Origin of the sequence: Streptomyces sp. NPDC017993 (assembly GCF_044328065.1) — a bacterium.
Lineage (GTDB): Bacteria > Actinomycetota > Actinomycetes > Streptomycetales > Streptomycetaceae > Streptomyces.
The window spans coordinates 45,166-69,347 of the sequence record NZ_JBIRGO010000003.1 but is presented as its reverse complement, the minus strand read 5'-3'; the positions used below and the strand labels follow the sequence as shown (position 1 = coordinate 69,347).

Below are 24,182 nucleotides of genomic sequence, written 5' to 3'. Positions count from 1 at the left end.
CTTGGTTGCGCGCCGAACTCAGTCGGCGGCGGTGGCGGTGCCGACGGCGAGGGCGCCGGTCGGGCCGTCCGCCTCCCCGTCGCTCCCGCGGTGCTGACCGGGCGGTCCCAGCTCGCGCTGCTCCCGCAGCTCGGCGATGGCCGCCTCGAAGTCGTCGAGCGAATCGAAGGCGCGGTAGACCGACGCGAAGCGCAGGTAGGCGACGAGGTCCAGCTCCTGAAGCGGGCCCAGTATGGCGAGCCCGACGTCATGGGTGGACAGTTCGGCGCTGCCGGTGGCGCGCACCGCCTCCTCGACCTGCTGGCCGAGCTTGGCGAGGGCGTCCTCGGTGACCGGGCGGCCCTGACATGCCTTGCGCACTCCCGCGATGACCTTGTTCCGGCTGAAGGGCTCGGTCACGCCGCTGCGCTTGATCACCATCAGTGACGCGGTCTCGACGGTCGTGAAGCGGCGCGAGCAGTCGGGGCACTGGCGGCGCCTGCGGATCGACGTGCCGTCGTCCGTGGTGCGGCTGTCGACGACCCGGCTGTCTGGGTGCCTACAGAAGGGGCAGTGCACGGCTCCACCCTCCTCACCCTCGAAAACGGACGTACGCCACCGAATCCGGCGTACGACTGAATGACCTCCGACCAGCCCGTTCGGGCCCTTCGGAGCAGCCTCCAGCATAGGCGATCCCCGGAGCCTCGGAGGACCAGGCACCACAACTTGTAGGCGGTGAATCGCATTCAAGCACTAGATGTGGTGTCGGGCCGCTTATAACTGCCTACCGCGTGTCGCGGCGGAGGCGGGCCCGGGGGTCGCCCACGAGGGTACGGGAAGCCACCCGGTCGGCGGGCCCCAGGGGCCGTGATGACAGAATCGGCGGCGGCACGGCGGGCGGTCGCCGCGCCGTCCCGTCCACGGAAGAAGCGACCGGAGAACTCGGGCGAAAACGCACAACAGAGGCCCGAATTGCCTTTCGGCTATACACCCAGCCTCTTGACCGGGTCAGCCAATCAGCGAATATTTCACTCGAACGTGTGTTTGGCGCAACCTTTCGAAAGCAACTACCGTTGGCTAACTAGGGAGAACATTTCGAGAGGGGCCGACGTGACCACCACCGCAGACAGCGCGACCATCACCGCACAAAGCCACTCCCAGAGCCGATTCGAGCCTCCTCAATCGGCACGGAACACGCCGATGGACGACGCCACGTTGGACTCCGAAGAGCCGAAGCCCGCCCGCTCGCTACCGGGCCGCCCGCCCGGAATTCGCGCCGACAGCTCGGGGCTCACCGACCGCCAGCGCCGGGTGATCGAAGTGATCCGGGATTCGGTGCAGCGCCGTGGCTACCCGCCGTCCATGCGGGAGATCGGCCAGGCGGTCGGGCTGTCCAGCACCTCGTCCGTCGCCCATCAGCTGATGGCGCTGGAGCGCAAGGGCTTCCTGCGGCGCGACCCGCACCGCCCCCGGGCGTACGAGGTCCGCGGCTCCGACCAGACCACCAGCGCGGCCACCGATACCGCCGGCAAGCCCGCGGCTTCCTATGTGCCGCTGGTCGGCCGGATCGCGGCCGGCGGCCCGATCCTCGCCGAGGAGTCGGTCGAGGATGTCTTCCCGCTCCCCCGCCAGCTGGTCGGTGACGGCGAACTCTTCGTGCTGAAGGTCGTCGGTGACTCCATGATCGAGGCCGCGATCTGCGACGGCGACTGGGTCACCGTCCGCCGCCAGCCCGTCGCCGAGAACGGCGACATCGTCGCCGCGATGCTCGACGGCGAGGCCACCGTCAAGCGCTTCAAGCGCGAGGACGGCCATGTGTGGCTGCTGCCGCACAACTCCGCGTACCAGCCGATCCCGGGTGACGAGGCGACCATCCTCGGCAAGGTCGTGGCGGTACTGCGCCGGGTCTGACCCAGCCCTCATACCGAGCCCCGGAACCACTGCGCCGGTTCCGGGGCTCAGTTCTGTCCCGGGGCTCGCTGCTGTCCTGGGGCCGGGGCTCTGCCGCCGGGGCTGCTGCTTCGCGCTCGGGCTGCGCTCCGCACCAGCCCCTTCGTGCCCGCAATTCCCCGCTGGTGACCGCTGCTCCCGCCCGCGACCGCTACTCCCCCGCCTCTGCCACGACCGCCGTCTCGCCTGCCTCGGTGGTTGAGGCCGTCTCGGCCGTCTCGGCTGCCTTTGCGGCCGCGTCGATGGCGGAGAGGGAGCGGCGGACCTGATTGCGGTCAGTGGTGTACCAGAAGTCCGGCATCGACTTCCGCAGGAACGAGCCATACCGCGCGCGCTCCACCCGCGGGTCCAGAACCGCGACCACACCGCGGTCACCGGTGGCACGGACCAGCCGCCCGGCGCCCTGCGCCATCAGCAGCGCCGCATGGGTCGCCGCGACGGCCATGAAGCCATTGCCGCCGGCCTCCTCCACCGCCTTCTGCCGCGCGCTCATCAGCGGGTCGTCCGGGCGGGGGAACGGCACCCGGTCCATCACCACCAACTGGCAGTTCGCCCCCGGAACGTCGACGCCCTGCCACAGCGACAGGGTGCCGAACAGACACGTACGGGCATCCGCGGCGAAGTGACGGATCAGCTCGCCGAGCGTCTCCTCGCCCTGCAGCAGGATCGGCACGTCGAGGCGGCCGCGCAGCGCCTCGGCCGCGGCCTGCGCACCGCGCATCGACGAGAAGAGCCCGAGCGTACGGCCACCCGCGGCCTCGACGAGCTCAGTCAGCTCATCGAGCATGTCCTCGCGGTTGCCCTCCCGGCCCGGCTGCGACAGATGCTTGGCGACGTAGAGGATCCCCTGCCGGGAGTAGTCGAAGGGCGAGCCGACATCGAGCCCCTTCCAGACCGGGATGTCCTCGCCCTGGACGCCTTCGGGGGACAGACCGAGAGAAGCACCGACGCCATTGAAGTCGCCGCCGAGCTTGAGGGTGGCGGAGGTCAGCACGACGGAGCGGTCCGCGAAGAGCTTCTCCCGCAGCAGGCCGGAGACCGAGAGCGGCGCCACGCGCAGGGCCGCGCCGAAACGGTCATGGCGCTCGTACCAGACCACGTCGTATTCGGAGCCGTTCGCGATGCGCTCGGCGACGGCGTGCACGTTCTCCACCGCGGCGAGGGCCTGTTTGCGGACGGCGTCCTCGTCCTGGACGGATTTGTCGCGGGTCGAGCCGAGCGCGGAGATGACCGTACGGGCGGCGTCGCGCAGTGCCATCAGGCAGTAGCCGAGGTCCTCGGGGACCTCCTCCAGGCGGCCGGGCAGTGCCAGCTCCATCAGCCGCTCGAAGGTCTCCGAGGCGGTCTGGAGCTGGTCGGCGGCCTTTTCGTTGACGAGCTTGGCGGCCCGGCGCACGGCGCGGTTGACCTGCCCCGGGGTGAGCTCGCCGGTGGCGACGCCGGTGACCCGGGAGACCAGCTCATGGGCCTCGTCGATGATCAGCACTTCGTGCTGCGGGAGGATCGGGGCGCCCTCGATCGCGTCGATCGCGAGCAGCGCGTGGTTGGTGACGACGACATCGGCGAGCTTGGCCCGCTCCCGTGCGGCCTCGGCGAAGCACTCCGCGCCGTACGCGCACTTCGAGGCGCCCAGGCACTCCCGGGAGGAGACCGAGACCTGGCCCCAGGCGCGGTCGGAGACGCCGGGCGTGAGGGCGTCGCGGTCGCCGGTCTCGGTCTCGTCCGCCCAGTCCCGCAGCCGCAGCAGGTCCTTGCCGAGCTTGCTGGTGGGCGTCGCCTGCTCGAACGGGTCGAAGAGGCCGTCCTCCTCTTCCTGCGGGACGCCTTCGTTCAGGCGGTGCAGGCAGAGGTAGTTCGAGCGACCCTTGAGCATGGCGAACTCGGGCCGGCGGCGCAGCTGCGGATGCAGGGCGTCGACCGTACGCGGCAGGTCACGCTCGACTAGCTGGCGCTGCAGCGCGAGGGTGGCCGTGGCGACGACCACGCGCTCGCCGTGGGCCAGCGCCGGCACCAAGTAGCCGAGGGACTTGCCGGTGCCGGTGCCGGCCTGGACCAGCAGATGGGCATTGTCGTCCACGGCCTCGGCGACGGCCTCGGCCATCGCCACCTGGCCGGGGCGCTCGGTGCCGCCCACGGCGGTGACGGCGGCATGGAGCAGATCGGGGAGGGAGGGCTTCGTCATAGCGCTGCAAGCCTACGCGGGACCACTGACAGCCGGTCCGGTCACGGGGCGTGCAGGGGGTTGGGGACGGTGCCGTGCACAGCGGCGTGGGGGCGGTCGCTGCGGTCCCGGTAGCCGTCGACGTGCAGCCGGTTGCGGTTCAGGCACAGCCGCTCGATCCGAGGAGTGAGTAGGTCGAAGGTCTCGTGCCGCTCCTTGAGCCGGGGGAAGCGCTCGTGGTGGCGCAGGATCTCCGCCCGTACGAGTGACCAGAACTCGGCCTCGGGGACGCCCAGTTGGTCCTCGCACAGCGGTGCGAGGTAGCGGAAGACGCCGACGAAGAGGCCGGAGTGGATGAACTGGGTCAGGAAGGCGGGCGGCTCGGTCAGCAGCACCGTGCGCACATCGTCCGGCATGGACTGGTGCTCGGGCAGTGGTTGCGAGGTGGTGTTCACGTCGTCCACGAAGTCCTTGACGGCGAGCCGGGTGGGAACGTCGTGCGCGTCGAAGACGACGATGGCGTTCTCGCCGTGCGGGGAGAAGACCGTGCCGTACTGGTAGAGGAAGTGCAGCAGCGGGGGCAGCAGCGCGGCGAAGAGACGACGGAGCCAGGCCCGCGGCGCCAGCCCCGAGCGGTGCACCAGCTCCGCGGTCAGGGCGCGGCCGCGGGGGTCGGTCTGCAGCAGTGAGGCGAGGGTGCGGGCGCGCTCACCGGGGTCGAGGTGGCGGCTGACGGGCTCGCGCCAGATACAGCCGAGGAGCTCCTTGAACTGGTACGGGACGCCGGGCAGCCGGTCGTAGAGGGGGTGCTCGACGGTGACGGAGGCGGTCTCGCCGAGCAGGATCACCCGGGTCTCGTCGCGCAGGTAGGGGTCTTCGTCGCGCAGGCCGTGGACCCAGCGGGTGACGGCGGGTGCGGCGAGGGTGCGTTCGGTGGGCAGGCCGCGCCAGACGAGGGTGTTGAGGATGGACAGCGGCAGCTTGACCGTGCGGGCCTGCGGGCGGCTGAAGTTGAGGAAGGTGCGGATCGACTGTTGCGGGATCCGCAGGTCCTCGTCGCTGGGGAGCTCGATGAGGGATCGGTCGGCGAGCTGCGGGGCGAAGAGCGGGGCGATGGTCTCGTCCCACTGCCAGGGGTGCACCGGGAGATAGAGGTAGTCGTCGGGGTCGCCGCCCTGGTCGGTGACGGCGCGGGCGAAGGCGGCGCGGGTCGCGGGGGTGAGTTCCTCGGCGTAGAGGCGGTCGGGGGTGGCGAGGGCGGGGACGCCCCGGTAGTGGGCGAGGCTGTGGTGCGCGGCGAGCCAGGGCAGCCGCTGCGGGGTGCGGGCCTCCGGTGCCCAGCGTTCGGCGTCGGCCGCGGAGAAGCCGAGCCGGCCCTTGTTCGCGACGAGCCAGGGGTGCCCTGTCTGGTGGCCTTCGAGGGTGGCGTAATCCAGGTCGGCGAGGGCGCCGGCGTCGACGGCGGTGGCGTCCAGGCGGGTGTCGGCGGCGAGGGTCGCGGTGAGTTCGCGGATGAGATGGCCGGTGGTGTCGCCGGTCAGGTTCAGGACGGTGTTGTGGGCCTGGGCGAGGAAGTGCAGGGGGTCGGCGTGGGGCGTGATGGAGTCGGGGTCGACGCGCCAGTGTCCGTAGGCGCCGCGCCGGGCGCTGAAGCGGTAGACCAGGTCGTCGGTGACCGGCAGCCGGTACCGGGGAGTGCCGTCCGGGGCGGTGCCGTCGGGCTCGGGGGTGAGGACTTCCTCGTACGCGAACTCCGCCAGGGTCTTGGCGAAGAGGCGGCGAGCGGCGTGCTGCCAGGCGCTGTGCGGTGGCTGGTGCGCAGGAGACAAGGCGGGACTCCTCTGAGCGGGACCGGCCCGGCTCGTGCGGGGACAGCAACCGGGGCGGCACGGTGGACAACAACGGGTGGCGGTGAGATCCGGCGGATAGGTAGACGGTTTGCGGCGGGTTGCGGAGGGCCGCGAGAAGCGGCGGGGTCGGGAACGAGGACCGGGGCCGTCCGTGGACGGCCCCGGTCTCAGAGCTGGTGGCGGTGAGCGCGGTCGCGGATCATCAGGGCCGCACGTTTGTCGGGCAGCTCGATCTCGTCGGCGTAGCGGAATCCCGCGCCGAGGAATGCCGCCACGGACGGGGTGTTGCGCAGATCGGGTTCGGCGATGACGCGTCCGCAGTGCGGCCGGTGGTCGAGGACGAGGTCGGCGGTGGCGCGCAGCAGTGTCGTGCCGAGGCCGCGCCCGCGGTCGCCGTCGCCGCCGATGAGCAGGTGGATGCCGGTGTCCTGGGGCCGGGCCGGGTAGTAGCGGGCGACCGGGTCCAGGTCGGCGCGGTAGATCTCCCAGTAGCTCATCGGCACGCCGTCGAGGACACCGAGGCAGGGCACGCTCCGTCCGTCACCGCGGAGCTGGGTGCGAAGGTGGGCCGCAGTGGTCTCCGGCGGCCCGGCCAGCTCCCAGAAGGCCGCGACCGCAGGATCGTTCATCCAGCCGGCGATCCGGTCCAGATCGCGGTCCAGCTGGACGGGGAGCAGTGCGAACGGCCCGGCCGAGGTGTCAGCCGGGCCCCAGCCCGCCAGGTTGTCGAGCAGCGGTCCGGCGGCCGGGACGCCGGGTGGTGCCGGCGGCCGGACTCCCGCGGCGAACAACGCGCCCCATTCGGGCGGGATGTGCAGGTCGAGGGTGTCGTCGGAGCTTGAGCTGAGGCCGGAATCGGTGGGTGGCACGGCGTCGCTCTCCTCTCGTGGCCGGGCCGCGTGGCCTTGTGGGTCGCGGTGCGGCGGAGGCCGGGGCGGGGTCCGGGGGTCGGTGCCGGGCTGCGGTGCGCACGGCTCGGACTCACTCGTCTAGGGGGCCAGGGGGTTGGGCAGCGTGACGTAGACAGACTGGGTGTCGACGGGGCCGACGAGTTCATCGAGGCCGTGCAGCCGGGTCGCGAGGTTGGCCTTGCAGCGCAGGGTGCGGGCGGTCAGCAGGTGCTCGGGCAGGGTGGAGCGGTGCGCGCGGGGGGCCGCGGCGGCGTCGGCGAGGAAGCGGCGGAAGGCGGCGAGCAGGATTTCCTCGCGGACCATGCGGTGCGCGCCGAACGCGCCGATGAGGCCGAGGACGTTGTTGATCCCGAGGTAGTAGGCGAACCGTTCGTCGGTGACGTCGTCGGCGACGAAGGAGTCGCTGGTCGCGCCGATGCCGGGCAGCCGCCGCTGGAGGTCCGCGCGACGGGACTCGCGGAAGTAGTAGCCCTGGTTGTCGCGGTAGCGGCCGCCGACGGGCCAGCCGTCGGGGTCGAGCAGCACCAGGGTGTTCTGCTGGTGGGCTTCCAGGGCGACGCCGGCCGTGCCGTCGAGCCACAGCACGGGCCGTACGACGGTTTCGAGGTAGCGCAGGAACCACTCGGTGGCGACCGCGCCGATGGTACGGCCGGTGCGGACACCGAGTGCGCTGACGAGACCGGCGAGCCGGGAGCGCATCCCGGGGTGACCGGGCCAGGGCCTCGGCGAGGTGAGCCCGGCGATGCAGACGGCGTCGTCGGTGGTGGTGAACGGGTTGTGGCGGATGACGGCATCGAGCCCTTGGACGGGGGTGCCGTCGGCGCCGTCGACGGCGACATAGGCGGGGTCGCGGACGATGTCGAAGCCGGGGTGGACTGTCTGCCACTGCTCGGCGAGGCCGGTGCGCAGCAGCCGGTGGACCTCGACGCCGCGCTCCAGTTCCTTGCGGAGGTTCTCCCGGCGGGAGTTGGTGATGCGCAGGCCGAGGGAGAGCTTGAGCATGGCGTCCACGTCCGGGCGGTAGACCGTGCGGACCGAGGAGGTGGGGTGCCAGAGGGGGCCGCGGGGGCCCAGGTCGTGCAGCAGGCCGGCGTCGCGGAGCGCGGCGACGTCCGGGCGGTCGGCGAGTTCCCGTGCCTGCCAGGGGTGCACGGGCAGGGGGACGGTGCCGTCGGGGAGCGGGAGGACGTCGCCGGCGAGGCGGGTGGTGAGCTGCTCGGCGGTGACGGGCTTGCCGCGTTCGGTCCAGGCGGAGTCGGTGGCGAGGACGGAGCGGTGCACGGCCATCCAGTGGAGCGGGAAGGCGCCGCGCAGTTCGGGCGAGTAGGCGCCGGTCTCGGCGTCGGTGAGGCCCTCGCGGCTCTTGGGCGTGGGGTGCAGCGGGTGGCCGAAGAGGAGGGATTGTTCCGCTTCGAGGAAGAGCGAGCCGTGGTCGTCGGCGGGGTGGGCACGCCGGTCGGTGATGAAGACGGCGGTGCTTCGGACGGAGTTGGCGACCCGGCCGATCAGCTCGGCGCCGTCGCCGTCGGGCACCTGCCGCCGGCCGCCGGCCGCGTCCGGCCGGGCGGCGCCGTCCGAGGCGGCCTGCTCGCCGTCCGCCCCGGGGGCGCCGCCGTGTGCGGTCCCGCATTCGCCGCCGTACGCGGCTTCGCGGCGCAGCAGTGCGGCGAGGGTGACGGCGTCGAGGGGTGCGGCGTCCTCGGGGGCGCATTCGAGGGTGGGTGCGCCGAGGCGGTGCCAGCCGGTGGGTGACCAGTAGCGGACGGGGACGTGCAGGGCGCTCGCGCTGGCGTGCAGCGGGAGGCGCAGCCGGCCGCCGGCCGGGCGGTGGGTGCCGCTCTCGCGGATCCAGCAGCGCAGGAGGTTCTCGATGCCCGCGGCGTCGGCGGCGACGGCCGGGTCCGGGTGGTCCAAGGGGTCGCCGGGGAGGAAGCCGTCGCCGGGGGCAGTGCCGGGGGCCCGGTAGAGGCCCTCTTCGGCCGGCAGGGGGCATGAGGTGTCCGCGGGGCGCCGTTGCTGGCGCGGGACCGACTCGATCGTGCCCGCGCCCTGGGGGTGGGCGGGGAGCCGCTCGGCGGCCTGGATGCCGTCGGAGCCGGGGCGTTCGTTCATCGGGAGGTGCCTCGCATTGTCGTGGGGGAGGAGCCCGTCGGCACGGGAGTGGTGCGGACCGCCGCCGCGATGGCGTCGGTGAGGCGGTCGAGGATCGCGTCCGCCTGCTCGTCGGTGATGGTCAGGGGCGGCAGCAGCCGGACGACGGTGGACTGCCGGCCGCCCAGTTCGACGATCAGGCCGCGGTCGAGGCAGGCGTGCTGGACGGCGGCCGCGAGCGCGGGGTCCGCGGGCCGTGCGCCGGTGGCGTCGGCATCGGCGTCCCGGTCGACGAGTTCGACGCCGAGCATCAGGCCGCGGCCGCGGACATCGCCGATGCAGTCGTGGGCCGCGGCGAGTTGACCGAGCCGGGCGAGCATCCGGGCGCCCAGCTCCCCTGCGCGCCGGTCCAGTCCGTTCTCGCGGACGTGGGCGAGGGTGGCCCGGCCGGCGGCCATGGCGAGCTGGTTGCCGCGGAAGGTGCCGGCGTGGGCGCCGGGCTGCCAGGTGTCCAGTTCCGCGCGGTAGACGATGACCGCGAGCGGCAGGCTGCCGCCGATCGCCTTCGACAGGACGAGCACATCGGGCACGATCCCGCTGTGCTCGATCGCCCAGAACGTGCCGGTTCTGCCGACGCCGGTCTGCACCTCGTCGACGATCAGCGGAATCCGCCGCGCGGCGGTGACGTCCCGCATCCGGCGCAGCCAGCTGTCCGGTGCGGGGATCACGCCGCCCTCCCCCTGGACCGGTTCGAGGATCATCCCGGCCGGGCGCGGCACCCCGCTCTTCTGGTCGTCGAGCAGGCTCTCCGTCCAGCGCGCGGCGAGTTCGGCGCCGCGCTCGCCGCCGGTCCGGAAGGGGCAGCGGTAGTCGGAGGGGTAGGGCAGCCGGGTCACCGCGGTGTTCCGTGCGCCCCCGGAGGCGGCGAGCGCGCCCTCGGTCATGCCGTGGTAGGCGCCGGAGAAGGCCATCAGGCCGTCCCTGCCGGTCGCGGTGCGGACGAGGGTGAAGGCGGCCTCGACCGCGTCCGTGCCGGCCGGTCCGCAGAACTGGATGCGACCGTTTTCCGCCAATTCCCGTGGCAGGGTGGCGAAAAGCTCGGTGGTGAAGGCGTCCTTGACGGGGGTGGCCAGGTCGAGGGTGTGCAGCGGCGCGCCGGAGTCGAGGACGGCGCGGATGGCTTCGAGCACCACGGGGTGGTTGTGCCCGAGTGCCAAGGTGCCGGCGCCGGAGAGGCAGTCGAGGTAGCGCCGGCCGTCGGCGCCCTCGATGGTCAGTCCCCGGGCCCGTACCGGGACGATGGGCAGCGAGCGCGCGTACGTGCGGGCAGCGGACTCACGCAGGGACTGCCGGCGCAGGATCCCCTCGTGGGCCGACGGCGTGGCCGCCGGTGGTGTTTCGGTCAACGCCACGGCAGTTGTGACCTCCTGCTGATCTGCTCCTGGATGCCGCGGGCCCGTTTCGGGCAGCCCGGCCCTCCCCCGTACGTACCAACGACGCCACGACCGGAGGATCACGGTCGAGCGCAAGATCCGTGCCTCGGGAACCGGGGACCCGGGTGCCGCCGTCCCCTTCGGCACCGGCATAGTGGGGTGCTGCGCCGGGATCTTTAAGGTTCATGACAAGACAAAACGGCGCACTCATCCCGTTTCGCCGAAGCGCAGTTCGAATCATCAGGGGGAGCTCACCCATGCGATCCATACGTCGGCCAGTCCTGGCCGCGGCCGCCCTCACCGCCGTACTGGCGATGACCGCAACCGCCTGCGGGCCGGAAGGTGGCCAGGCGGACGCCAAGGCCACCGAGTCCGCGGCTGCGGACACCACGGGCGGAGGTGAGATCAAGATCCCCCAGGAGATTCAGGACAAGCTCAAGGAGCACGGGTTCGACCTGGACAAGTGGAAGAACGGCGAGTGGAAGAACTGGGACCGCGACAAGTGGCTCCGCGAGGCCGGGGAGTTCATCAACCCGATCATCAAGGACTTCTGGAACCCGGACAAGATCGAGAAGGTCAAGCCGCCCAAGGACCCGAGCAAGCCGGAGGACATCTCCGAGGACCAGGGCAAGACCGACCCTGAGCCGGCCGCGGTCCCCGCTCAGCCCGTCAAGACCCCGTACACCTCCACCGCTCCCGGCGTCGGCCTGCTGCTCTTCAGCACCCCCGAGGGCGAGTCGCGTTGCTCCGCCACGGTCGTCAAGGACCCGGCGCACCCCGGCAAGTCCAACCTGGTGTGGACCGCCGCGCACTGTGTGCACGCCGGCAAGAGCGGCGGCTGGTACCGCAACATGATGTTCGTGCCGAACTTCAACCGGACCGGTCAGACCGCCGACAAGATGAAGACCACGCCCTTCGAGGACCGCGTCCCGTCGGGCAAGTGGTGGGCCGATGACATGGCGACGTCCAACCAGTGGATCAAGGCCGGCGGCGCCGTTCCCGGTGTGCCGATGGCTCCGTACGACTTCGCCCTGATGCACGTGAAGCCGGAGACCGGCACCGGCGGCAAGTCGCTGGAGGAGGTCGCCGGCGGCGCGTACGACGTCGAGTTCAACGCTCCGGCGATGAACAAGATCCCGAGCCTGACCGCTCAGGGCTACCCGGCCGAGGCGCCGTTCGACGGTGCCGTTCAGCAGCAGTGCACCGACAAGCCGACCCGCCTGTCGATGGACGCGCAGAAGCCGACCATGTACCGCATCGGCTGCACCATGACCGGTGGCTCCTCCGGTGGCCCCTGGTTCATCAAGGGCCAGGACGGCAACCCGGTGCTGGTCTCCAACATGTCGATGGGGCCGCGTCCGGCCCGCTGGTCGGCCGGCCCGCACCTGGGTCCCGAGGCCAAGGCCATCTTCGACGCGATGAGCAAGCGGTGGGCCGCCAAGGGCTGATGCCTGACGGTGGTGGTGCCGGGTCCCGGCACCACCACCGGCCCATGATCAAGGCCCGCTCCCGGTCTCCCGGGGGCGGGCCTTGATCATGCGCGTTCTGCTTCGTGTCCCGGGGGGACACCGCTCCTATCGCATCACTACGCCGCCGGTACGAACGGCCGGAATTCGGCGGCCAGCTCCTGGTGGACGCGCGCCTTGAGAACCGTGCCCTCCGCGGTGTGCTCTTCGGAGAGAACCTCGCCCTCGGCGTGTGCCCGCGAGACCAGGGCCCCCTGGGTGTAGGGCACCAGCGCCTCGATCTCGACCTCCGGGCGCGGCAGTTCCTCGTCGAGGAGTTCGAGCAGCTCCGCCATGCCCTGGCCGGTGCGGGCCGAGACGACGAGAGCGTGCTTCTCCTGGCGCAGCAGACGCTGGAGCACCAGCGGATCCGCGGCGTCCGCCTTGTTGACGACGACGATCTCGGGCACGTCCGTCGCGCCGACGTCCCGGATCACCTCGCGCACCGCGGCCAGTTGCTCCTCCGGCACCGGATGCGAGCCGTCGACGACGTGCAGGATGAGATCGGAGTCCCCGACCTCCTCCATCGTCGAGCGGAACGCCTCGACGAGGTGGTGCGGCAGGTGCCGTACGAAGCCGACGGTGTCGGCGAGGGTGTAGAGGCGCCCACTGGGCGTCTCGGCCCGCCGGACGGTCGGGTCCAGGGTGGCGAACAGGGAGTTCTCCACCAGCACGCCGGCGCCGGTGAGGCGGTTGAGCAGCGAGGACTTGCCGGCGTTGGTGTAGCCGGCGATGGCGACCGAGGGGACCTTGTTGCGCCGGCGTTCCTGGCGTTTGATGTCCCGGCCGGTCTTCATCTCCGCGATTTCCCGGCGCATCTTCGCCATCTTCTCGCGAATGCGGCGCCGGTCCGTCTCGATCTTGGTCTCACCGGGGCCACGGGTGGCCATGCCTCCGCCGCCGCTGCTGGATCCACCGCCGCCCATCTGCCGGGACAGCGACTGACCCCAGCCGCGGAGCCTGGGCAGCATGTACTGCATCTGCGCCAGGGACACCTGCGCCTTGCCCTCACGGGACTTGGCGTGCTGGGCGAAGATGTCGAGGATCAGGGCGGTCCGGTCGACCACCTTGACCTTGACGACGTCCTCCAGGTGGATGAGCTGGCCCGGGGAGAGCTCACCGTCGCACACCACGGTGTCCGCCCCGGATTCGAGCACGACGTCGCGCAGCTCCAGCGCCTTGCCGGAGCCGATGTAGGTGGCCGGGTCCGGCTTGTCGCGACGCTGGATGACGCCGTCGAGCACCAGCGCGCCCGCGGTCTCCGCCAGGGCGGCGAGCTCGGCGAGCGAGTTCTCCGCGTCGTGCACCGTCCCCGAGGTCCAGACGCCGACGAGCACGACCCGCTCCAGACGGAGCTGCCGGTACTCGACCTCGGTGACGTCTTCGAGTTCGGTGGAAAGGCCCGCGACGCGGCGCAGCGCCGCACGCGCCGAGCGGTCGTACTGGTCGCCGTCACGCTCCCCGTCGATCTTGTGGCTCCAGGCGACGTCCTCTTCCATCAGGGCGTCGGCCCGAAGGCTCTCGGGGAGGCGCTGTCGGTCCTGCGGAAGGGAAGAAGAGGAGGTCATTTGATCCTTTGTGTCGTTGGGAGTCCTCGAAGGGGGCCTGCCGGTCCCACTGGGACTGTCGGTGATGACAACGTCCGAGCCGCCCGGGAGATTCCCCGGGCCCGTCGGCGTCGACCCGATGATGGTCGCACGCCCGGTGAAGCCCGTCACGCGGGTTTTCCGGCGATTTCCGGGCACAACGCGGCCCGCGGTCCCCGGAAGACCGCCCTCCGGGGGACGGCCCCCGGCCCGGGGCAGTCAGTCGCCCCGGTCACAGCGGGTGAGCGGACGTGTGGAGTGGCCCGGCGGCCGCTCCCGGCTCTCCCCGCCCGGCACCGCGCGGGTCGCCTCAGGACGTCTTCCCCGCGTCCGGGAGCGACGGCTTCCCGGCCTCGGCCGGGCCGGCGGTCTTCTGAGCCTCCGGCCGGTCCGCAACCGGCTTCGGGGCCTCCGCCCGGTCGGCGACCGGCTTCGGGGCCTCGGCCTGCGTCTCCGGTGCCACGGCCGCGGCGGGCGAATGACTCTGCCAGCTCGGATGGCCCGGCATCGGCGGCGTCTTCGCCGCGTACAGCCACTGCCGGAAGAAGCCCCCGAGGTTCTGACCGGCGATGTCGGAGGCGAGGGCGATGAAGTCGGCGGTCCCGGCGACACCGTCACGGTGCCGCGCCACCCAGGTGCGCTCCAGGCGGTCGAAGGCGGTGGGTCCGATCTTCTCCCGCAGGGCGTACAGCACCAGCGCGCTGCCGTCGTAGATGACCGGGCGGAAGATGCTGATCTTCTTGCCGGGGTCCGGCGGCTTGGGTGACGCGGGCGGTCCGCCGGCGGCGCGCCAGCGGTCCGACAACTCGTACGCCCGGCGCATCCGCGTCTCCAGGGACGCCGCCTTGCCGCCGTTCTCCTGCGCGTAGAGCGCCTCGTACCAGGTGGCATGGGACTCGTTGAGCCAGACGTCGGACCACCGGTGCGGGCTGACGCTGTCACCGAACCACTGATGGGCCAGCTCGTGCACCATCACCGACTCGACGTACCAGGCGGGCAGCCGGTTGGTGGTGAACAGGCCCTTCTCGAAGAGCGAGAGGGTCTGGGTCTCCAGCTCGAAACCGGTCTTGGCGTCCGCGACCAGCACCCCGTACGTCTCGAACGGGTAGCGGCCGATCCTGCGCTCCATCCAGGCCAGCTGGCCGGGGGTCTTGGCGAGCCAAGGCGCGAGGGCGGCGCGGTCGGCGGTCGGTACGACGTCGCGTACCGGCAGGCCGTGCGGTCCGCGGCGCCGCAGCACGGTGGACGTGCCGAGGGACACCTGCGCCAACTCGGTGGCCATGGGGTGCGCCGTGCGGTACGTCCAGGTGCGGCGTGGGCCGGGGTCCCCCTTTTCGGCCCGCTCTCCCACCGGCTTCCCCACCGGTTTTCCGTTGGCGACGGCCGTCACGGCCTCGGGCGCCGAGATGCGGAAGGTGAAGAACGCCTTGTCGGAGGGGTGGTCGTTGCAGGGGAAGACGCGGTGCCCGGCGTCGGCCTGGTTGGCCATCGCCAGCCCGTCCGTGGTGCGGATCCAGCCGCCGTCGCTCTTGTCGCCCGGGTCGCTGGTGTGCCGGATGACGATGCGCAGGTCCTCCCCCCGAAGGACGGGCACGACCGGGGTGACCACGAGGTCCTCGCCGTGCTGCTCGTGCTGCGCGGGGAGGCCGTCGATCACGACCGAGGAGACGCTCCCGCGGGCGAAGTCGAGGTTGATCCGGTCGAGGTCGCCGGTGGCCCGTGCGGTGATGTCGGTGACGACGTTCAGAGGCCGGTCGTTGTGGCCGGAGTAGTCCAGGGAGATGTCGTAGGAGGTGACGTCGTAGCCGGGGTTGCCGAGCAGGGGGAAGAGGCGGTCGCCGATGCCGAGTGGCCCCGCGCCGGGAGGCACGGCCGCACCGAGTGTGGCGACGGCCGCCAGCCCGAGGGCGGCGGCGCGGCGGGCGGCCCGTGGCGCGATCCGGGCGCGCGGGCCACGGGCCAGGGCGCGAGCGGGGCGGTCGGGGTCTCGGGACGGGCGGCGCGAGGGAAGGGACATGGGCTACCGCTATCAGCGCGACCGCCCCGCCGGTGGACGGCGCGGCACCACGGCACCCGAACGGGCGGTGGTTGGTGCCGTCCGGCTTACGCCTGCGGAGCCCGCGGCCGCTCAGCGGCGCATCGCGGCGGCCTGTCTGGCGCGGCCCGCCCGCAACACGTCGAAGACGCCAGGTACTTGACGCATCGCGCGCATCAGGGACGGCAGTCCGGCGGCGTTGGGGAGTTGGAGCGTGTAGGTGTGGCGCACGCGCTGCTCGTGCGGCGGCTCGACGGCGGCCGAGACCACGGCGGCGCCCTCCGAGGCGATCACTTCGGTGAGGTCGGCCAGCAGGTGCGGCCGGCTGAAGGCCTCGGCGAGAAGCGTCACCCGGCAGCCGTGGCCGGTCTTGCCCGCGCCGCGCCATCGCACACCGACCGGCTGCCGGCCGGTCGCCGCCATCCGCGCCACGACGGGGCACAGCGCGCGGTGCACGGTGACCGTGCCGCCCCGGACGGCGAAGCCGGTGACGGTGTCCGGCGGCACCGGGGTACAGCAGCCCGCCAGCCGCAGGGCCGCACCGGGCAGATCCGCCACGGCGAGCACGGAGGCCGGAGTGGAGGGGGCCCGCCAGGAGGGACCGTCGTCCCCGGGGCTCACGGGGCTCACGGGGCTCACAGGGCTCTGGAGAACGGCGCCGTCTCCTGCTTCGGTGCCGTCCCCTGCTCCGGCGCCCTGTCCTGCTTCGGTGCCGGCGGCCTCTTCGTGAGCGTGGGCGCAGCCCGCGACGGAGTCGCCAAGTGCCTCGTACAAGGCGGCAGAGCGGTCCGGTCCCTCAAGGCTCAGGCCCTCACGTGCGGACCGGCCGGGGCCGAGGGGCTGCACGCCGGGCCGGGCGCCCGTCGGCAGCGGCTCCGCCAGCCACCGGGCGATGGCGAGCCGGGCGGCGGGCGTACGGGCGTGGTCGAGCCACTCGGGCGAGGGGCCGGTCGCGGAGTCCGGTGCCATCAGCAGATGCAGGCTGTCGCCGTCGTGCAGGACGGTGGAGAGCGTGGCGAGGCGGCCGTTGACCCGGGCGCCGATACAGCAGTGCGCGGCCTCGCCGTGCCGGGCGTAGGCGGCGTCCACGCAACTCGCTCCGGCGGGCAGGCCGATGGCGCCTCCCGGGCCGCCCGGCTTCCTGTCCGCCGCACCGGCCGAGAGTCCGTCCGACAGGCCGTCCGCGCAGAAGACCGTGATCTCCCGGTCCTGTGCGAGGTCATCGCGCAGGGAGGTCCAGAAGGTGTCCGGGTCGGGGGTCGTGCGCTGCCATTCCAGCAGCCGGGAGAGCCAGCCGGGGCGGGTCGGGTCGGCCCGCTCCCCGTCGGGTGCGTCCGCGCCGTCCATGGGCGTGTACGGATTGCCCAGTGCGATCACGCCCGCCTCGGCGACCCGGTGCATCTGGTGCGTACGGATCAGCGTTTCGGCGATCTCCCCGGCCTCGCCGGTGACGGCGGTGTGCAGCGATTGGTAGAGGTTGAACTTGGGGGCCGCGATGAAATCCTTGAACTCCGAGACGACCGGGGTGAAGCAGGTGTGCAGCTCACCGAGCACGGCGTAGCAGTCGGCGTCCTCCGTGACGAGCACCAGCAGCCGCCCCAGGTCCGCGCCGGTGACTTCGCCGCGCCCCAGCAGGACACGGTGCACGGAGACCAAGTGCCGTGGGAAGACGTGGACTTCGGCCTCGATGCCCGCGTCGTGCAGGGTGCTCCGCAACCGGTCCGCGATGGCGGAGAGCGGGTCGGGACGGCCCGCGTGCTCCAGCACCATCCGGCGGGTGGTGGCGTATTCCTCGGGGTGCAGGATCGCGAAGACCAGGTCCTCCAGCTCGCTCTTGAGCGCCTGGACGCCGAGGCGTTCGGCGAGCGGGATCAGCACATCGCGGGTCACTTTGGCGATCCGCGCCTGCTTCTCGGGGCGCATCACGCCGAGGGTGCGCATGTTGTGCAGCCGGTCGGCGAGCTTGATGGACATCACCCGGACGTCGCTGCCGGTGGCGACGAGCATCTTGCGGAAGGTCTCCGGCTCCGCCGCCGCGCCGTAGTCGACCTTCTCCAGCTTCGTCACGCCGTCGACGAGATAACACACCTCGGAGCCGAACTCCGCTCGCACCTGATCGAGCGTCACCTCGGTGTCCTCGACGGTGTCGTGGAGCAGCGAAGCGGTCAACGTCGTGGTCTCCGCGCCCAGTTCGGCGAGGATCAGCGTCACGGCGAGAGGGTGGGTGATGTACGGCTCGCCGCTCTTGCGCATCTGGCCGCGGTGCGAGGACTCGGCCAGCACATACGCCTTGCTCAGGATGTCCAGGTCGGCGTCCGGATGGTGTCCGCGGTGCACCTTGGCGACGTGTTCCAGGGCGTGCGGGAGGCCGTCACGGGGGGTCGGGCCGAGGAGCGCGGCGCGCCCGATCCGGCGCAGCCCCCGCACATCGAGTCGGGGGCGGCCGCGCTTGCGGCCCGCTGCTTCAGGAATACCAGGGTTAGTGGCCTCTGCGCTCATGGGCACCTCCGGCAGCGTCGACCGGCGGTTGGGCGCCGTCAGTTCGGACGTCCGGGCCGGTGCTTGATGCTACCGAGCCCATCACGCACCGCTGCCCACCTCTCGCTCAGCGTGAAACGGATCACCCATTCGAGCGAAGAAGGCCACCGGAACCGTGTCCCACGGAGGCCCCCCGGGCGTCGCTCCGGGGCGTCTGGGCGGGGCTCGCGGTGAGTCGCGTCAGACGACGGCGGCGGTCAGCCAGTCGGGGTCGAAGGTGCCCTCGGCGACGATCACGGCCGGGCCGGTCATCTCGACGGTGCCGTCCGGCAGCTCGGTGATCGAGAGGCTGCCGCCGAGCACATCGACGGTGTACGTGACGGGAGTCCCGGTCTCTGAGGGGTCCACGCCGTCCCGGCGCGCGGTGGCCACGGCGACCGCGCAGGCGCCGGTGCCGCAGGAGCGGGTCTCGCCGGAGCCGCGCTCGTGCACGCGCATCGCCACGTGCCGCGGGCCGCGGTCGGCGACGAACTCGATGTTCACGCCGTCGGGATAAACCGCCGCTGGGCTGAACGGCGGAACGCTCAGCAGGTCACCGGCGTGGGCCAGGTCCGCGACGAACGCGACGGCGTGCGGATTGCCCATGTTCACGTTGTGGGCCGGCCAGCTGCGGCCGTCCAGGGTGACCACGACGCTCTCGGCGGGCAGCTCGGCGCGGCCCATGGAGACGGTGACGTCGCCGGTCTTGGCGAGGTGCACGCGGCGGACGCCGGCGCGGGTGGCGATCGCGATGTCGCCCGCCTCGACCAGTCCGGCGTGCAGCAGGTAGCGCGCGAAGACGCGGACGCCGTTGCCGCACATCTCGGCGATGGAGCCGTCGCCGTTGCGGTAGTCCATGAACCACTCGGCCTCATCGGCCAGCGCGCGCGCCTCGGGGTGTGCGGCGGACCGTACGACGCGGAGCACGCCGTCGCCGCCGAGTCCCGCCCGGCGGTCGCAGATCCGGGCGACCGCGGCCGCGGACAGATCGAGCCGGCCGTCCGGGTCGGGAACGATCACGAAGTCGTTCTCGGTGCCGTGGCCCTTGAGGAAGGTGATGCGCTGTGCGGTGGTCACCCTTGAATCGTACGGGGGCCGCGGGGCGATCGGCGCGGGCGGGGCCAGGGGCTCCGCGAGGGGCGGCCGGGTCCGCCCCGGCACGGTGCGGGACGCGTCAGCGCAGGCGGGCCACGCGCCAGATGGCGAGGGCCGCCAGGACGGTCACCACCGCGGTGTAGAGGAGGACGACGCGCCAGTCGGTGCGCTGTCCCGAGGCGCGGGCCGACAGCCCTGGCCAGGTGTGGCCCACCCGGCGGGCGGCCATCATGCCCCAGCCGGCGGCGCAGCAGCACAGCAGCAGACCGAGCATCGCGATCACCGCGCCGCCGTCGCCACCGAGCTCGAAGGCCAGGGGGAAGGCGAACATCAGCGAGCCGACGGCCGCCAGCACCACGATCGGCGCGAGCTGCCACAGTCGCAGTCTGCGCGGCGGGCGCAGCTCCCGGAAGGACGCGCCGTCCTCGGCGGGACCGTCGTCCGCGTCGGGGCCGTCGGAGTCGTCCAGCGCGGCCTGCTCGGTCATGCCGTCGGGACCGTCCGCGGTCAGCGGTGCCGCTTCGGCGCCGTCGCGGTCCGGCTGCTGCGCTCCGTTACGAGGGCCGGCCTTCATTGCCACGCGCCCTCCCCACTGCAGATTGCACGCCTCGATCGAAGGTCGATGATGACACGCCCTCAGGGGGCCGGATGACGGCCGGAGCGTCCCGATGCCATGACGTGATCAGGCTGTGACCGGTCGTTCGAGCAACGCCAGCGCCTGCCCGGGAAGTTCCGCCCTGCGGTCCGCGGCGCCGCTCAGCCAGTGGACGCGCGGGTCCCGGCGGAACCACGAGTCCTGACGGCGCGCGAAGCGCTTGGTGGCGCGCACCGTCTCCTCGCGCGCGGCCTGCTCGGTGCACTCCCCCGCCAGCTGGGCCAGTACCTGCTGGTAGCCGAGTGCGCGGGAGGCCGTACGGCCCTCGCGCAGCCCCTCGCCCTCCAGGCGGCGCACCTCGTCGACCAGGCCGGCCTCCCACATGCGGTCCACCCGCAGGGCGATCCGCTCGTCCAGTTCCGGGCGCTCGACGTCGACGCCGATCTGCAGGGTGTCGTAGACCGCTTCGTGGCGCGGGAGGTTCGCGGTGAAGGGCCGGCCGGTGATCTCGATGACCTCCAGGGCGCGCACGATGCGGCGGCCGTTCCCGGCCAGGATCGCCCGGCCCGCCTCGGGGTCGGCGGCGGTGAGACGGGCGTGCAGGGCGCCACTGCCCAGCTCCGCCAGCTCGGCCTCCAGCCGGGCGCGCACCTCCGGGTCGGTGCCGGGGAAGTCGAGGGCGTCGATGGCGCCGCGGACGTACAGACCGGAGCCGCCGACGAGGACCGGGGTGCGGCCCTCCGCGAGCAGCCGGTCGATCTCGGCGCGGGCCAGCTGCTGGTACTCGGCGACGCTCGCCGCGCGGGTCACGTCCCAGATGTCGAGGAGGCGGTGCGGGATGCCCTGCTGCTCGTCCGGGGTGAGTTTGGCGGTGCCGATGTCCATGCCCCGGTAGAGCTGCATGGAGTCGGCGTTGATGACCTCGCCGCCCAGGTGCCGGGCGAGTGCGACGCCCAGATCGGACTTTCCGGCGGCAGTGGGGCCGACGACGGCGATGACCCGCGGAGCGGGAACGGCGGTGTTCACCCCGTCAGTCTCGCAAACATCACGCCGCCCTCTCGAACGAGCGACGTGACGGGCCACCGATGGGGTCGTTGCCTGTTCGAGGTCCCGAGAGCCGGTGCACGACCGGCGCCCGCGGGCGGCGCAATGGGACGCTCCGGGTGACGCGGGATTTCACCTGGATGCGTATGGTAGGAGCAGTTATGGGTGTATTTTCCTGGTTTCGTCGCCGGTCCGACGTGGCGACGGAGGAGAGTGCCGCAGTGGAGGTGAGGGCGGAAAGCGCGTCGTCCGCCGACTCCGCCGGCCCGGCGAACGACGCCGAGGGCAGCGGGGCCGTACAGGCCGCCGAGGAGCCCTCGGAGGGCGTCACCGCCCCGGAGGAGCCGACCGCCGCGCCGGCGTCCGGTGAGACCGCCACGGCGGACGAGCCGGGTACGGACGGGCCGCCCGAGGCGACCGCGAACGCGGAGATCCCCCGCCAGCAGACGGCGGCGGACAGCGAGGCCGACAAGGGCGCCCGGAAGTAACCCCTGGCGACAGGTCGGTTCACAAGGTTCGGCAGCAGGCAGAAGGGGGCGCCGTCATGGGCCTGAAAGAGCATCTCAAGACCGGTGCCGACCACCTGAAGGGCCGGGCCGGCGACTTCGCGCAGCAGCACCACGACAAGATCGAGTCCGGTCTGGAGAAGGCCGCCAAGACGGTCGACGACAAGACCAAGGGCAAGTACAGCAGCCGGATCCGTTCCGGCACGGGCAAGGCCAAACACGCCCTGGAGCGGCTTTCGGAGCAGGCCGAGCACTCGCACGGCCCGGGGCCCGCGAAACGCACCCAGTGGCCCGACAGCGGGCCTTCATGAGGCAGTGAGAGCTCTGGGCACGGGCAGCCGCGCCAAGCGCTGGTGCACGGCACGCGAGGACGGCGACGGCCGCGAGGTGACTCACCTCGCGGCCGTCGCCGTCTTCCCTGCGGACGACTGGATCCACTCTCGCGGGAGCCCCGGGCGGCTAGGACCACGTCGCGACGAAGTAGCCGACGCCGTACGGCGCCTCCTCGCGCAGCAGTTGCCCCTGGAGTCCCGCGCCCTGGGCCGCACCGGCCAGCACCTGCCAGCAGGCCCTGCCGGACGCCCGGAGGTCGAAGGCGAGCTCTTCGTCGAGCGCGGTCAGCGCGGCGACGTCGGCGGCTCCCAGAGCGCGGGCGGCCTCCGCGTCGAAGGCCTCGGCCCGCTCGTCGAAATATCCCGGTGCCTTCACCGACCGGCAGGCGCTGCCGTCCCCCATCACCAGGAGCGCGACCCGCGCCGCGGATGCGGCGATCTCGCGGCCGACCGGCAGGCACCGGTCCCGGGTCAGCGGCTCGCCGACACCGAGCCCCTCGACGGGGGCGTCCGCCCAGTCCGTACGCGACACCAGCCAGGCCCCGACGGCCAGCGACGGCGGGAGTTCCCGCTCGGCCCCGGAAGGCGCGGCTCCCAGCGGCACCTCCAGGTCCACCCCGAAGCCGCGGAAGGAGCCGACGGACCCCTGCGGATGAGGTCCTCGGCCCGCCTGTTCGGCCGGGCCGAGGACGATCAGCCGGTCCGGCCGGGCCGCGGCGAGCACGCCGACCGCGTCGAGGGAGGCGGCGCGCAGCGCCTCCAGCTCGGGCGCGGCGCCGGTGGCGACCTCCGGGACGAGCAGCGGCGGGCAGGGGCAGATGGCGGCGGCTACGAGCATGCCACGCAGCGTAACGCCCGGGATGCGAGCCGCTCGCCCCGCCTGCGGCTCCGCCCTCCGGCGCGGTGGCGCGAGGACTCCGGACAGGCGCGGGCCGTCACCCGCACCCGCGCAGCACGGCGGGCGGTCTGCCCCGAGGGCCGGGCCGCCCGCCTGCTGATGGGCGGGTCAGTCGCAGCCGCAGCCCGACGTGGGCGCCGGGGCAGGGGCCGGGGCGCCGACGGTGGGCAGGCCGAGCAGCACGCCCTGGGGCTTCTCGGCCGGGGCGGCGTTGCGCTTCTCCCAGGCGTCACCGGCGCGGGTGCGGCGCACCGTCCGGGTCGCACCCTCGGCGAGGAGGTGGTGCGGGGCGGCGTAGGTGATGTCGACGGTCACCATGTCGCCGGGGCGCACCGGCTCCTCGGGGCGGGTGAAGTGGACGAGGCGGTTGTCGGGTGCCCGGCCGGACAGCCGGTGGGTGGCGTCGTCCTTACGGCCCTCGCCCTCGGCGACCATGACCTCGAGGGTGCGGCCGACCTGCTTCTTGTTCTCCGACCAGGAGATCTCCTCCTGGAGGGCGACCAGGCGCTCGTAGCGCTCCTGGACGACGGCCTTGGGGATCTGGCCGTCCATGTCGGCGGCGGGCGTCCCCGGGCGCTTGGAGTACTGGAAGGTGAACGCCTGCGCGAAGCGGGACTCGCGGACGGTGTGCAGCGTCTGCGCGAAGTCCTCCTCGGTCTCTCCCGGGAAGCCGACGATGATGTCGGTGGAGATGGCGGCGTCCGGCATCGCCGCCCGCACCTTCTCGATGATGCCGAGGAAGCGCTCCTGGCGGTAGGAGCGGCGCATGGCCTTGAGGACCGTGTCGGAGCCGGACTGCAGCGGCATGTGGAGCTGCGGCATGACGTTGGGCGTCTCGGCCATGGCGGCGATGACGTCGTCGGTGAAGTCGCGCGGGTGCGGGGAGGTGAAGCGGACGCGCTCCAGGCCCTCGATGGTGCCGCAGGCGCGCAGCAGCTTGCTGAATGCCTCGCGGTCACCGATGTCGGAGCCGTAGGCGTTGACGTTCTGGCCGAGCAGAGTGATCTCGCTGACGCCCTCGGCGACCAGCGCCTCGACCTCGGCGAGGATGTCGCCGGGCCGTCGGTCCTTCTCCTTGCCGCGCAGCGCCGGAACGATGCAGAAGGTGCAGGTGTTGTTGCAGCCGACCGAGATGGAGACCCAGGCCGCGTAGGCGCTCTCACGGCGGGTGGGCAGGGTGGAGGGGAACGCCTCCAGCGATTCGGCGATCTCGACCTGCGCCTCTTCCTGGACGCGCGCACGCTCCAGCAACACCGGCAGCTTGCCGATGTTGTGCGTCCCGAAGACCACGTCGACCCAGGGGGCCTTCTTGACGATGGTGTCGCGGTCCTTCTGGGCGAGGCAGCCGCCGACGGCGATCTGCATGCCCGGCCGGGCGGCCTTCTTCGGGGCGAGCTGGCCGAGGTTGCCGTAGAGCCGGTTGTCGGCGTTCTCCCGCACCGCGCAGGTGTTGAAGACGACCACGTCGGCGCCTTCGGCGTCCTTGGGCGCGGGGACGTATCCGGCGTCCTCCAGCAATCCCGACAGCCGCTCGGAGTCGTGGACGTTCATCTGGCACCCGTAGGTGCGAATCTCATAACTGCGCTTGACGCCCACTGCCTGGCTCCGGTCACTGCTGCTCATGCGACAAGGGTAGGCGGTATCCGGAGTACCTCCCGACTCCGGATAGCGCCCCGGCGGACCGGGGTCAGGGG

The 24,182-nt window shown here is 72.3% G+C and carries 18 protein-coding genes; 4 read left to right on the top strand and 14 right to left on the bottom strand.

Features of this window, described 5'->3' with window-relative positions:
- Positions 1 to 18 precede the first annotated feature (18 nt).
- Positions 19 to 558: a transcriptional regulator NrdR gene (nrdR, locus tag ACH4FH_RS05675; RefSeq protein WP_398554468.1), complete on the bottom strand. Its 540-nt coding sequence runs from the start codon at positions 556 to 558 to the stop codon at positions 19 to 21.
- A 531-nt stretch (positions 559 to 1,089) separates the two neighbouring features.
- Between nrdR and lexA the strand changes: the two genes are divergently transcribed.
- On the top strand, positions 1,090 to 1,890 hold the full coding sequence (gene lexA, locus ACH4FH_RS05670) for a transcriptional repressor LexA (RefSeq protein WP_398554467.1): 801 nt from the start codon (positions 1,090 to 1,092) through the stop codon (positions 1,888 to 1,890).
- A gap of 190 nt (positions 1,891 to 2,080) precedes the next feature.
- On the opposite strand, the gene ACH4FH_RS05665 is transcribed toward lexA, so the two are convergent.
- The 5 genes from ACH4FH_RS05665 to ACH4FH_RS05645 all read right to left on the bottom strand — a co-directional run bounded on the left by ACH4FH_RS05665 (position 2,081) and on the right by ACH4FH_RS05645 (position 10,354).
- A complete protein-coding gene (locus ACH4FH_RS05665) occupies positions 2,081 to 4,111 on the bottom strand; it encodes an ATP-dependent DNA helicase (protein WP_398554466.1) in 2,031 nt (676 codons plus the stop codon).
- A 41-nt stretch (positions 4,112 to 4,152) separates the two neighbouring features.
- Positions 4,153 to 5,919, bottom strand: a complete 1,767-nt coding sequence (locus ACH4FH_RS05660; protein ID WP_398554465.1) for an IucA/IucC family protein — start codon at positions 5,917 to 5,919, stop codon at positions 4,153 to 4,155.
- A gap of 188 nt (positions 5,920 to 6,107) precedes the next feature.
- On the bottom strand, positions 6,108 to 6,809 hold the full coding sequence (locus ACH4FH_RS05655; RefSeq protein WP_398554464.1) for a GNAT family N-acetyltransferase: 702 nt from the start codon (positions 6,807 to 6,809) through the stop codon (positions 6,108 to 6,110).
- Positions 6,810 to 6,929: 120 nt separating this feature from the next.
- The gene (locus ACH4FH_RS05650) at positions 6,930 to 8,963 is read right to left on the bottom strand and encodes an IucA/IucC family protein (RefSeq protein ID WP_398554463.1); all 2,034 of its coding nucleotides are present in this window, start codon (positions 8,961 to 8,963) and stop codon (positions 6,930 to 6,932) included.
- The gene (locus ACH4FH_RS05645; RefSeq protein WP_398554462.1) at positions 8,960 to 10,354 is read right to left on the bottom strand and encodes a diaminobutyrate--2-oxoglutarate transaminase family protein; all 1,395 of its coding nucleotides are present in this window, start codon (positions 10,352 to 10,354) and stop codon (positions 8,960 to 8,962) included. The genes ACH4FH_RS05650 and ACH4FH_RS05645 overlap by 4 nt, the downstream gene beginning before the upstream one ends.
- Before the next feature lie 278 nt (positions 10,355 to 10,632).
- Here ACH4FH_RS05645 and ACH4FH_RS05640 point away from each other — a divergent pair, with 278 nt between their 5' ends.
- Complete coding sequence (locus ACH4FH_RS05640) at positions 10,633 to 11,823, top strand: trypsin-like serine peptidase (protein WP_398554461.1); 1,191 nt, start codon at positions 10,633 to 10,635, stop codon at positions 11,821 to 11,823.
- A 137-nt stretch (positions 11,824 to 11,960) separates the two neighbouring features.
- On the opposite strand, the gene hflX is transcribed toward ACH4FH_RS05640, so the two are convergent.
- The 6 genes from hflX to miaA all read right to left on the bottom strand — a co-directional run bounded on the left by hflX (position 11,961) and on the right by miaA (position 20,734).
- Entirely contained in the window at positions 11,961 to 13,448 is a 1,488-nt protein-coding gene (hflX, locus tag ACH4FH_RS05635; protein ID WP_398554460.1) for a GTPase HflX, read from the bottom strand.
- Positions 13,449 to 13,776: 328 nt separating this feature from the next.
- Positions 13,777 to 15,483: a M1 family metallopeptidase gene (locus tag ACH4FH_RS05630; protein WP_398554459.1), complete on the bottom strand. Its 1,707-nt coding sequence runs from the start codon at positions 15,481 to 15,483 to the stop codon at positions 13,777 to 13,779.
- A 111-nt stretch (positions 15,484 to 15,594) separates the two neighbouring features.
- Positions 15,595 to 18,000, bottom strand: coding sequence for a RelA/SpoT family protein (locus ACH4FH_RS05625; RefSeq protein ID WP_398554458.1), 2,406 nt, complete (start codon positions 17,998 to 18,000; stop codon positions 15,595 to 15,597).
- Between the two features lie 219 nt (positions 18,001 to 18,219).
- Complete coding sequence (gene dapF, locus ACH4FH_RS05620; RefSeq protein ID WP_398554457.1) at positions 18,220 to 19,095, bottom strand: diaminopimelate epimerase; 876 nt, start codon at positions 19,093 to 19,095, stop codon at positions 18,220 to 18,222.
- Positions 19,096 to 19,192: 97 nt separating this feature from the next.
- Entirely contained in the window at positions 19,193 to 19,687 is a 495-nt protein-coding gene (locus ACH4FH_RS05615) for a hypothetical protein (protein WP_398554778.1), read from the bottom strand.
- A gap of 108 nt (positions 19,688 to 19,795) precedes the next feature.
- Positions 19,796 to 20,734, bottom strand: coding sequence for a tRNA (adenosine(37)-N6)-dimethylallyltransferase MiaA (miaA, locus tag ACH4FH_RS05610; RefSeq protein WP_393893331.1), 939 nt, complete (start codon positions 20,732 to 20,734; stop codon positions 19,796 to 19,798).
- A gap of 239 nt (positions 20,735 to 20,973) precedes the next feature.
- Between miaA and ACH4FH_RS05605 the strand changes: the two genes are divergently transcribed.
- Together ACH4FH_RS05605 and ACH4FH_RS05600 are read left to right on the top strand one after the other, a co-directional pair.
- Positions 20,974 to 21,240, top strand: coding sequence for a hypothetical protein (locus tag ACH4FH_RS05605; protein WP_398554456.1), 267 nt, complete (start codon positions 20,974 to 20,976; stop codon positions 21,238 to 21,240).
- A 56-nt stretch (positions 21,241 to 21,296) separates the two neighbouring features.
- A complete protein-coding gene (locus tag ACH4FH_RS05600; protein ID WP_398554455.1) occupies positions 21,297 to 21,569 on the top strand; it encodes an antitoxin in 273 nt (90 codons plus the stop codon).
- A 148-nt stretch (positions 21,570 to 21,717) separates the two neighbouring features.
- Here the strand turns inward: ACH4FH_RS05600 and ACH4FH_RS05595 are convergent, their stop codons facing one another.
- Positions 21,718 to 22,428: a class III extradiol dioxygenase subunit B-like domain-containing protein gene (locus ACH4FH_RS05595; RefSeq protein ID WP_398554454.1), complete on the bottom strand. Its 711-nt coding sequence runs from the start codon at positions 22,426 to 22,428 to the stop codon at positions 21,718 to 21,720.
- Between the two features lie 168 nt (positions 22,429 to 22,596).
- Positions 22,597 to 24,111 carry a tRNA (N6-isopentenyl adenosine(37)-C2)-methylthiotransferase MiaB gene (gene miaB / locus ACH4FH_RS05590; protein ID WP_398554453.1) on the bottom strand — a complete coding sequence of 505 codons (1,515 nt, stop codon included), beginning with the start codon at positions 24,109 to 24,111 and terminating at the stop codon, positions 22,597 to 22,599.
- Between the last annotated feature and the right edge of the window lie 71 nt (positions 24,112 to 24,182).